The sequence below is a fragment of the Bacillota bacterium genome (genome assembly GCA_012837285.1).
In the GTDB taxonomy this organism is placed as follows: domain Bacteria; phylum Bacillota; class DTU030; order DUMP01; family DUMP01; genus DUNI01.
The window spans coordinates 1-9,918 of record DURJ01000193.1 but is presented as its reverse complement, the minus strand read 5'-3'; the positions used below and the strand labels follow the sequence as shown (position 1 = coordinate 9,918).

At 52.0% G+C, this 9,918-nt stretch carries 9 protein-coding genes and 1 riboswitch; of the genes, 8 read left to right on the top strand and 1 reads right to left on the bottom strand.

What is annotated here, in order from left to right; translation table 11 throughout:
- Nucleotides 1-352, top strand: a 352-nt coding sequence (locus GX016_10635) for a CPBP family intramembrane metalloprotease (protein ID HHT71997.1), incomplete at its 5' end; no start/stop codon positions are given.
- A 492-nt stretch (nucleotides 353-844) separates the two neighbouring features.
- On the opposite strand, the gene GX016_10630 is transcribed toward GX016_10635, so the two are convergent.
- Nucleotides 845-2,080, bottom strand: coding sequence for an NCS2 family permease (locus GX016_10630; protein ID HHT71996.1), 1,236 nt, complete (start codon nucleotides 2,078-2,080; stop codon nucleotides 845-847).
- A gap of 296 nt (nucleotides 2,081-2,376) precedes the next feature.
- A riboswitch (purine riboswitch) is annotated at nucleotides 2,377-2,478 on the bottom strand.
- Between the two features lie 202 nt (nucleotides 2,479-2,680).
- Here GX016_10630 and GX016_10625 point away from each other — a divergent pair.
- The 7 genes from GX016_10625 to GX016_10595 form a co-directional block, all read left to right on the top strand.
- On the top strand, nucleotides 2,681-3,913 hold the full coding sequence (locus GX016_10625; protein HHT71995.1) for a M20 family metallopeptidase: 1,233 nt from the start codon (nucleotides 2,681-2,683) through the stop codon (nucleotides 3,911-3,913).
- A gap of 28 nt (nucleotides 3,914-3,941) precedes the next feature.
- The gene (locus GX016_10620; protein HHT71994.1) at nucleotides 3,942-5,147 is read left to right on the top strand and encodes a threonine ammonia-lyase; all 1,206 of its coding nucleotides are present in this window, start codon (nucleotides 3,942-3,944) and stop codon (nucleotides 5,145-5,147) included.
- Between the two features lie 232 nt (nucleotides 5,148-5,379).
- Complete coding sequence (locus tag GX016_10615) at nucleotides 5,380-6,507, top strand: ABC transporter substrate-binding protein (GenBank protein HHT71993.1); 1,128 nt, start codon at nucleotides 5,380-5,382, stop codon at nucleotides 6,505-6,507.
- A 76-nt stretch (nucleotides 6,508-6,583) separates the two neighbouring features.
- Nucleotides 6,584-7,477, top strand: coding sequence for a branched-chain amino acid ABC transporter permease (locus GX016_10610; protein HHT71992.1), 894 nt, complete (start codon nucleotides 6,584-6,586; stop codon nucleotides 7,475-7,477).
- Nucleotides 7,478-7,479: 2 nt separating this feature from the next.
- A complete protein-coding gene (locus tag GX016_10605) occupies nucleotides 7,480-8,547 on the top strand; it encodes a branched-chain amino acid ABC transporter permease (GenBank protein HHT71991.1) in 1,068 nt (355 codons plus the stop codon).
- Nucleotides 8,548-9,327 carry an ABC transporter ATP-binding protein gene (locus GX016_10600; protein HHT71990.1) on the top strand — a complete coding sequence of 260 codons (780 nt, stop codon included), beginning with the start codon at nucleotides 8,548-8,550 and terminating at the stop codon, nucleotides 9,325-9,327.
- The coding region (locus GX016_10595; GenBank protein HHT71989.1) for an ABC transporter ATP-binding protein at nucleotides 9,320-9,918 on the top strand (599 nt) is incomplete at its 3' end. The genes GX016_10600 and GX016_10595, both read left to right, overlap by 8 nt.

Below are 9,918 nucleotides of genomic sequence, written 5' to 3'. Positions count from 1 at the left end.
CGGAACGCTGGGCTTTCAATTGCTCTTAAGCGGGCCTGCCGAAGAGATTCTGTATCGGGCGCTCCCCATTACAATGCTCGTACATGTATTGGAAAAGAGCGTAAAAGTGAAGTGGGGCATTACATTAGAAACACTTATCGCCTCTTTCTTGTTTGCAATCGCGCATATGAAATGGTCTTTATTCCCGTTTACCATAGAAGCGAATTACTTTCGGCTGTTCTATGCTTTTGTGTTAGGCACTATCCAGGGGAAAGCATACCAAGATAGCCGCAGCATCGCGTATCCGATGCTCATGCACAGCATCAGCAATGTGCTGATGGTTGGAACAGGGTATTTGTTTCTCTTACTATGAGACAGGTGCATTATCAGAACCAAACAACTACAAACAGCACCTCAAACACGGGCCTGCACCAAAGCGTGCAGGCCCTTTTTGCTACTTATTCTGTCTTGGCTAGGTTGCTGTTACTGGGCCAGTCCCTTAACAGACGCTTTTCGCCGCTAATGTCTTGGATCGGCTTGATGTTTTGGCTGACTTCCATGGTTCCCATGTATTGGCCGTTGCCATCCCTAATGGCAAAATACCAGCTCCATGATCAGTTCTCTCAGAACCTTCTGTCTATACTCCCGATTGTTGATGGCCTCGCTCATATTATTCACTCCTTAATTTTTTACTATTATACCAAGGATTGTCAGCCTATCAAAATAGTATGTGCTGCCTCAGCCGCTATATTTCTAGTCTTAGCATGTAAGGGACTTATTTATTTTGCACCCCAATAAAAAAGGGACTGGTAAATAATACGCAGTCCCTAGGGTTGGGGTGTTTTTAAAATGGGATTAATCTTAGCTACTTCATTACAAAGTGAACCAGGGATACCAAGGCCAGGATATAGGTAAACCAGTGTACTTCTTTGTTTCGCCCGGCCACTGCTTTAACAATAGGGTAGGCCAGGAAACCGGCGGCGATTCCATCGGCAATACTGAAGGCGAAGGGCATAAACAACATAGTGACGAAGGCGGGGAAGGCCTCGGTGAAATCGTTAAAGTCGATATCGGTTACAGCACCCATCATGAGGACACCGACAATTACCAGTGCCGGAGCGGTAGCGCCGCTGGGAACGAGGCCGGCTAAAGGCGACAAAAAGAGGGATGCTAAAAAGAGTACGCCTACGGTGACTGCTGTCAGGCCGCTGCGTCCTCCTTCGGAAACGCCGGCTGTACTTTCTACATAGGTGGTAACGGTGCTGGTCCCGACAACGGCTCCCAATACGGTGCCGACGGCATCTACAATCATGGCTTCCTTTATTTTGGGGAGCCGCCCGTCTTTATCGAGAAAATCTGCCCTGGCACCGGTTCCCATTAAGGTTCCCAGGGTGTCGAAGATGTCAACGAAAGCAAACGCAAACACAGTCATAAAGCCAAGTTTAAGGGCTCCGGGAAGATCCATCTGAAAGGCGATAGGAGCCAGGCTGGCCGGGGCCCCGAAGATATCACCCAAGCTGGTTGGAAACGACCGGATCCCCATGAAGAAACTGACCACGGTGGTAAGAAGGATTCCAAGTAGAATAGCTCCTCTTACCCTCTTGGCCATAAGAACAGCCATGATTACCAGGCCTATTATAGCTAATAAAGTTTCCGGCTGGCTTAAATCGCCTAAGGCTACGATGGTGGCTTCGTCCCCGATAATAATCCCGGCATTTTTTAGACCGATAAAAGCGATGAAAAGGCCGATGCCGGCTGCTGTTGCTCGCTTGAGGCTAGCGGGAATGGCAGCATCAATATGATCGATGATTCCCAGTACAGACAGGATGAAAAATAAGATTCCGGAAATAAATACTACCCCCAAGGCTGCCTGCCAACCGGCCACCGGCGCAACGGCAAAGGCGAACATGGCGTTCAAACCCATACCGCTGGCTAAGGCAAAGGGGTAGTTAGTAGCTAAACCCATGAGAATAGTTGTCAAGCCAGCTGATACCGCTGTGGCTGTCATCACCGGGCCAAAGGGCATTCCGGCAGCGCTAAGGATATCAGGGTTAACAAAGAGGATATAAGCCATAGTCATAAATGTTGTCAGTCCGGCCATTAATTCGGTCTTGACATCGGTGTGTTTTTCTTGTAAACGGAAAAATTTCTCCACCTTGTTTCCTCCTCGTTCGTTATCTAACCTGTGGCCAAGGAGCTACATTATTGAGTACCGCCCCCTTAAAACATAGTTTGCCCAGACGGGGTTGCTTCAACAGAACTGTGAGCGAAACCTCCCCGCCTGGGCTTTTATCCCTTCGGTGTGCCTTGTAGTATCTGACAGAGAAATCACCTCTACAAGGCTGTACCACTCGGACCGGATCCAGCCAGGCCTTGTGCCGGCCCCAAGACCGGAACCCTAGGTACACTTTCCCTCATAGTCGGATGGTTTAGGGCCATCCGGTAGAAACTCCCGAGCCTTATTCGCGGGACTATATGAAGGCAACCTATTTATTTGCCCTCATCTTACCAAGCTTGGACAAGGCTGTCAAGAGAAAAGACGAATGTTATCGTAATTTTGGCGATTATCGTTCGCTAACGGAGATATCATAAGCATAGCCTAAGCGATTGGGTGAACATACTTATTGAAAAGAGGAGATAAGGAGTAGAATTTAGAAACAAGGAGAAACTTGGTAGTTAGTTTTACCAGGGAGGCGTAAGGATGAAAGAAAGTACTCAGGCAGTGTTTAAGCAAAGGGTCTGGCAGGAGGTGGACTGCTTAAAAGATCGGTTGGTTGGGATCAGTCAGGCTATTCATGCTTTGCCGGAGACGGGTGGGAATGAGGTGTTTGCATCCGGCTTGTTATGTAAAGAGTTAGAAGCAGTGGGCTTTTCTGTTCAGCCGGGGTACTTTGGCATTCCTACTGCTTTTCGGGCTGTCTTTCCAGGCCGGGCGGCTCGACCGGCGGTGGCCTTGTTAGCGGAGTATGATGCTCTGCCTGAGATCGGGCATGGCTGCGGACACAATATTATCGGGGCAGCAGCAGTGGGTGCGGCCTTGGCCTTGGTTTCCATAATGGCCGAAATAGAGGGTGTTCTTTATGTGTATGGAACACCGGCCGAGGAGACTAACGGGGCCAAAGTTCCGTTGGTAAAAGGCGGCGCCTTTAAAGATATCGATGCGGCACTGATGGTACACCCGTCGGGGTCTACGGTGCTGAATGCGCCGTCGCTGGCTATGGATGCGCTGGAGTTTACTTTTCATGGCCGAACTGCCCATGCGGCGGCGGCTCCCCAGGAGGCTTTGAATGCACTAGATGGGGTGATACTTACTTTTAATGCCATCAATGCACTGCGTGAGCATGTTCACTCTGACGTGCGCATTCACGGCATTATTACCAGCGGCGGTGTTGTGCCGAACCTGGTTCCGGAGGAAGCGGTGGCTCGGTTTTATGTTCGGGCCGGTACTAGACGGCGTTTGAACCAGGTGGTCAAAAGAGTTACTGATTGTGCTCGTGGTGCGGCTTTGGCCACGGGAACCAACCTGACAGTGAAGAACTTCGAGTATTCTTTTGACGAGATGCGAACCAACTCGGTGTTGGCTGAAGTGATGCAGGACAATCTAATTGCCTTGGGCGAAGATATTATGGACTGCGGTAAAGGCTTAGGATCTCTGGACATGGGGAATGTGAGCCAGGTAGTTCCCGCTATTCATCCGTACATTGCCATCGGACCGCCCAGTCTTGTCAGTCATACGCGGGAGTTTGCCCAGGCGGCTGGGGGACCGGGTGCAGTGAGAGGCCTTATTGTGGGTGCCAAGGCGTTGGCGGCTACGGCTCTGGATATTTTTCTCGATCCGGCTCTGGTTACAGCCGCCTGGGATGAACACAGGACTAACAAGGTGTTGGAACAGAAGGCACAGCCGGCAGGAGAAGGCCTTACCGGTGCCGAATGAGGCCAAAAAGCGAAGAGGGGGTATGGGAGTGGTTTCTCTCCACGATATTAACCAGGCCCAGAAACGGCTGCAGGGTTTTGTCCATCGTACCGAGCTTACCTACAGCCGTACTTTTAGTGAAATTGCGGGCAACGAGATTTACCTCAAGAATGAGAATCTACAAAAGACCGGCAGCTTTAAGATCCGGGGAGCCTTAAATAAGATGGCTACTTTGAGTGACCAGGAGAAGCAGCGGGGTGTGATCGCTTCTTCGGCCGGTAATCATGCCCAAGGGGTGGCCTTGGGGGCTACGCTCTATGGTATTTCGGCCACGGTGGTGATGCCGGCCGGGGCGCCGTTGGCCAAAGTGGCAGCTACCCGTGGCTATGGCGCCGAGGTAGCTCTTTACGGAACCGCTTATGATGACGCCTATGCCAAGGCCCGCCAGTTGCAGGCCGAGACCGGGGCCGTGTTTTTGCATCCCTTCGATGATCCCGAGGTTATTGCCGGCCAGGGGACCATTGGCGTGGAGATATTGGAGGATCTGCCGGCTTTGGACGCTGTGGTGGTGCCGGTAGGCGGAGGTGGACTTATTTCCGGCCTGGCGGTAGCGTTGAAGGAAATGAAGCCGAGCGTAAAAGTAATCGGGGTGGAAGCAGCCGGAGCTCCGTGTATGTTGGCTTCGATGCAGGCCGGACGCATAACCACTCTCAATTCGGTGGCTACCATTGCCGATGGGATTGCGGTTAAACAGCCGGGGGAGCTCACGTTTGGGCTGATCAGTAAATATGTGGATGAGATCGTTACCGTGGAAGATGAAGAGATTGCCAATGCCATCTTGATGCTGCTGGAACGAGCCAAGGTTGTTGCCGAAGGGGCTGGGGCAGCACCGGTGGCAGCTATACTGCAGCACAAGCTCAGTTTTACCGGTAAGAAAGTAGCCGCCGTGGTCTCCGGGGCCAATATCGATGTTAACATCTTGGCCCGGGTGCTGGACCGGGGCTTGATTAAGGCCGGACGGAAGGTCCAGTTTAGGATGATTATCCCCGATCGGCCGGGCCAACTGCAGCAGGTGTTGGCTGCCATTGCCGAAACCCAAAGTAACGTAGTTGGGATCAACCACGATCGGAGCAAAAAGAAAGTGGCTGTTGGTTACGCCGAGGTGGAGTTTGTCTTGGAAACACTGGACAAGGCTCATGCCGATGCTCTTTTGTCTATGCTCGCGGCCAAGGGGTACGAGGTAGAGGTTTTGTAGGCTTGATGCCAGTCCAGGTGCTGTTCCGGTACTGTTTGAGTTGTTGAAGCAGGAATTACGGCTTGAGCGTCAAATATATAGTCATGTCCATGAGCCGTGAACAGTTGTACATGGACGCGGAGGGAAGGAGGGGTGGGCGGGTTTTCGTTGGGGTTGTATTCGAACCGGAATCTAAGACGTGATCAAAGGAGGAAACAACGTGATAAAGAAAAGAGCAGGGTTGCTGGCATTTATGCTTATAGGCTTGTTGTTGTTTACTGCCGGCTGTACTCCCAAACCGGCTGAACAGGCCGCTAGCGATGTGATTCGGATCGGTGTGTTTGAACCCATGACCGGGGATTCCGCTGCCGGCGGACAAATGACCTGGGAAGGCATTGAGCTGGCGAAGGAATTGCACGGCGAAGTGCTGGGCAAGGAAGTGGAACTGGTTTTGGTGGATAACAAGACCGACAAAAACGAAGCTGCCAATGCTGCGATCCGGTTGATCGAAAAGGAAAAGGTGGTAGCTATTATCGGCAGTTATGGGAGCTCGTTATCCATGGCTGCTGGCCCCACTGTGATGGAGAAAAAGGTGCCGGCAGTGGGTTGCTCACCTACTAACCCATTGGTGACCAAGGATAACCCCTATTATTTCCGGGTCTGCTTTATCGACCCCTTCCAGGGGAGTGTTATGGCCCAATATGCTTATGAAGACTTAGGGGCCAGAACGGCTGTTATCGTCCGCAATGTGGCCGACGCCTATTCAGTGGGTTTAAACAACTTTTTTAAAGAAGCGTTTATCAAACTCACCGGTGACGACAAAGCAGTGTTGGCGGAGCTTGATTATCAGCAGGGAGATCAGGACTTTACCGCTCAGCTAACCAGCATTAAAAAAGAAAATCCCGACGTTATCTTTGCGCCGGGACCTTACAATGACGGGGCTCTTATGATAATACAGGCGCGGGATCTTGGTATTACGGCTCCTTTCTTGGGTGGGGACACCTGGGAGGCGCCGGAGTTTATTCAAATCGGGGGCCAAAATGTGGAGGGAGTGGCCCTATCTACACACTACAGTATTGATGCTGCTCCCACCGAAGCAGCCAAAGAATTTGTTGATGCCTATAAGGCCAAGTTCAACAAAGACCCCAATGCGTTTGCTGCCCTGGGTTATGATGCCTATATGGTTATTCTGGATGCCATTGAACGGGCTAATTCCTACGAGCCAACTGCTATTCGCGACGCGTTGGCGGAAACGGCAGGCTTCAAGGGTGTTACCGGGACGATCACTCTGGATGATAACGGCGATGCTACCAAGAGTGCCGTTATCCTGCAGGTGCAAGACGGTGCCTTTAAGTATCTGACCACAGTAGAGCCTAATTAGAGCGGCCGGGGACAGCCCAGGATAAAGCTGGCTGTCCCCAACATCTGCAAAGTGAGGCATGACCATGACTTTAACCATGACTTTAACTGAGTTCTTACAGCACTTGGCCAACGGCGTATCCTTAGGCAGCCTCTATGCCCTAATTGCCATTGGCTACACTATGGTTTACGGTATTATTCGGTTGGTGAACTTTGCCCATGGCGATTTGTTGATGGTGGCCACGTACGTGGCTTTTTATGGTATGATTTTGTTCAGCTTGCCGTGGCCATTGGCGTTTCTACTGGCAGTGGCGGTAACCACCTTAATGGGAGTTACCATCGAGCGGGTGGCTTACCGACCCCTGAGGGACGCACCGCGGATCACCGTGCTTATTTCGGCCATTGGCGTCTCTTTCTTGCTGCAAAATCTGGGGCTGGTGGTCTTTGGCGGCCGTTCCAAGGCTTTTTATGTGCCGCCCTTTTTTGCTGCTATTAATCATATCGGCGACACAACCGTACCCAATTTGGTCTGGTTTATTCCCTTGGTAACAGCATCGCTGCTCCTGGTATTGATCCATCTGCTTTATCGTACTCGGATCGGTATGGCTATGCGAGCCGTAGCCCGTGATTTGGACACAGCCCGGCTGATGGCCATTGATGTGGATCAAGTGATTTCTTTTACTTTTGTGGTCGGTTCCAGCCTGGCAGCTGTGGGGGGTCTGATGTGGGGATTGAAGTTTCCCCAGATTAACCCGCTGATGGGGGCTATGCCTGGGCTCAAGTGTTTTATCGCCGCCGTTGTGGGCGGGATTGGCAACGTTGCCGGTGCTGTGATGGGAGGCTTTGTTTTAGGTGTAGGAGAGATTTTGCTGGTGGCTTTCTTCCCGGATTTGGCCGGCTACCGGGATGCTTTTGCCTTTATACTCTTGATTTTTACTTTGCTCATCCGTCCCACCGGCCTCTTGGGTGAGCGGGTGGCAGAGAAGGTGTGACTATGGAACGAAACAATAATCAGTTGTATACCTTAATAGCTTTGGCCGTGCTGGCAGTGATACTGGTTTGGGCCCAAACCGGCTTTTTTGGTTTGATATCTCCTTGGGATCCATACACTGTCCGGATCATGAATTTGTGTGCTATTAACATCGGCCTTGGCTTGGCTCTTAATTTAGTCAATGGTTTCACCGGGCAGTTTTCCCTGGGCCATGCCGGCTTCATGGCGGTGGGAGCCTATACGGTAGCTCTTTCGATTATGTCACCGGCAGCCAAACAAATGAACTTTTTCATGGTGCCCCTGATGGCACCCTTTGATCAGATCCAGGTGCCGTTCTTGGCGGGGATTATTATGGCTGGATTATTAGCAGCGCTGTTTGGGCTGTTGGTTGGGGCACCGGTGCTGCGGCTTAAAGGTGATTACTTGGCCATTGCTACCCTGGGTTTTGCCGAGATTATTCGGGTGGTCATTATTAATATGAGAAGTCTAACCAACGGGGCGCTGGGACTGAAAAATATTCCCGGTTACACCAATTTGTGGTGGACAACAGCCTACGCGGGACTTACCATCCTGCTCATGGTTCGTTTGGTTGGGTCCAGCTACGGGCGGGCTTTGAAAGCCATTCGGGAAGACGAGATCGCAGCTGAAGCCATGGGCATAAACATCTTTTATCACAAGATGTTGGCCTTTGTGCTGGGCGCTTTCTTGGCTGGAGTGGGCGGTGGCCTGCAAGCTAGTCTCATTGGCAGTATTGACCCGGCTATGTATAAACTGCCGCTAACGTTCCAAATCCTTTTGATGGTGGTCTTAGGGGGTATGGGCTCGATAACGGGGACGGTGATCGCCGCCACCATAGTTACGGCGTTAATGGAAATCTTGCGCTTTGTGGAATCCCCACTGACGTTGGGTGCCATCCGTTTACCGGGTATTCCCGGCATGCGCATGGTAGTGTTTTCGTTGTTGCTGATAGTGGTCACCTTGTTCTACCGCCATGGTCTCATGGGCGACAAGGAATTTTCCTGGGATTTGTTGCTCCGACGGCGGCAGACGAAACAGGGGGTGACCCAATAAATGAAAGCACAAGCACTGCTTGAACTTAAAGATATAACCATGTGCTTTGGTGGCTTGACGGCAGTCAACAGCTTTAACTTGAAACTGCAACCAGGCGAACTGGTGGGACTTATCGGTCCCAACGGCGCCGGTAAAACTACGGTCTTTAATGTGATTACCGGTGTTTATCGGCCGACTGCCGGCCAGGTACGCTTGAGCGGGGAGGATATCACCGGTTTTCGACCGGATATAATTACCAAGAGAGGGATTGCCCGTACTTTCCAAAACATTAGGCTGTTTGGATCCCTCACAGTACTAGACAACGTCTTGGTAGCCCAGCACTTACACCTAGGGGTTTCAGCGGCAGAAGCTGTTTTGGGCCTGGAGCGCTACCGGGGCCGAGAAGCTGATATGCGTCGCCGAGCCCAGGAACTGTTGGCAGCAGTGGAGCTGGAGACTGTGGCCGCTGATCAGGCCACATCGCTGCCGTATGGACAGCAACGGAGGCTGGAGATTGCCCGGGCGTTGGCTACAGAGCCCCAAGTGCTCCTTCTGGATGAGCCGGCGGCAGGTATGAATCCAGCCGAGACCGTAGATCTGATGGAGTTTATCCAGCGCATCCGCCGGGAGTTTGGGCTCACCATTCTGTTGATCGAACATCAGATGCGTGTGGTGATGGGAATTTGTGAGCGCATTACAGTGCTGGATTACGGCCAGACCGTTGCTGAGGGGTCGCCGGCAGCCATTCAGCGCGACAGCAGAGTAATTGCCGCCTACCTGGGGGTGAGTCCGGATGCTTGAGATCAAAGACCTACATGTGCACTACGGCGGTATTCATGCCTTGAAGGGAATCAGCCTGGCGGTACCTGAAGGAAAAATCGTTACTCTCATCGGCGCTAACGGTGCCGGCAAGAGCACCACCCTTAAAGCCATTTGCGGATTAGTCAAGCCTTCAAGCGGCGAGATTGGCTTTGGCCAGGAGAGTCTGGTGGGACAGAAAACTGTTGACATCATTAAGAAGGGCATAACCCTGGTACCGGAGGGACGTCGGGTTTTTCCCGACCTTACTGTGCGCGAGAACTTGATTTTAGGTGCCTATGCCCGGTCTGATCTGAAGGCGATTGAAGGGGACATGGAGCGGGTAAACAGTCTGTTTCCTCGCTTGCAGGAGCGCCAGGGTCAGTTGGCGGGCACCTTGTCCGGCGGTGAGCAGCAGATGCTGGCCGTGGGTAGGGCTTTAATGTCCAGACCAGGGCTGCTGATGATGGACGAGCCGTCTTTAGGTTTGGCGCCGGTGTTGGTACAGGACATTTTCAATACCATTCGTCGCCTTAATGCCGACGGTATGACGATCCTGCTGATTGAGCAAAACGCCAAGGCGGCGCTTCAGCT

Bases quoted from the DNA above. Each gene is read 5' to 3' on its own strand.
- GX016_10615 (HHT71993.1), top strand. From the start codon at position 5,380: ATGCTTATAGGCTTGTTGTTGTTTACTGCCGGCTGTACTCCCAAACCG.
- GX016_10630 (HHT71996.1), bottom strand. From the start codon at position 2,080: ATGGCCGGACTGACAACATTTATGACTATGGCTTATATCCTCTTTGTT.
- GX016_10625 (HHT71995.1), top strand. From the start codon at position 2,681: ATGAAAGAAAGTACTCAGGCAGTGTTTAAGCAAAGGGTCTGGCAGGAG.
- GX016_10605 (HHT71991.1), top strand. From the start codon at position 7,480: ATGGAACGAAACAATAATCAGTTGTATACCTTAATAGCTTTGGCCGTG.
- GX016_10610 (HHT71992.1), top strand. From the start codon at position 6,584: ATGACTTTAACTGAGTTCTTACAGCACTTGGCCAACGGCGTATCCTTA.
- GX016_10600 (HHT71990.1), top strand. From the start codon at position 8,548: ATGAAAGCACAAGCACTGCTTGAACTTAAAGATATAACCATGTGCTTT.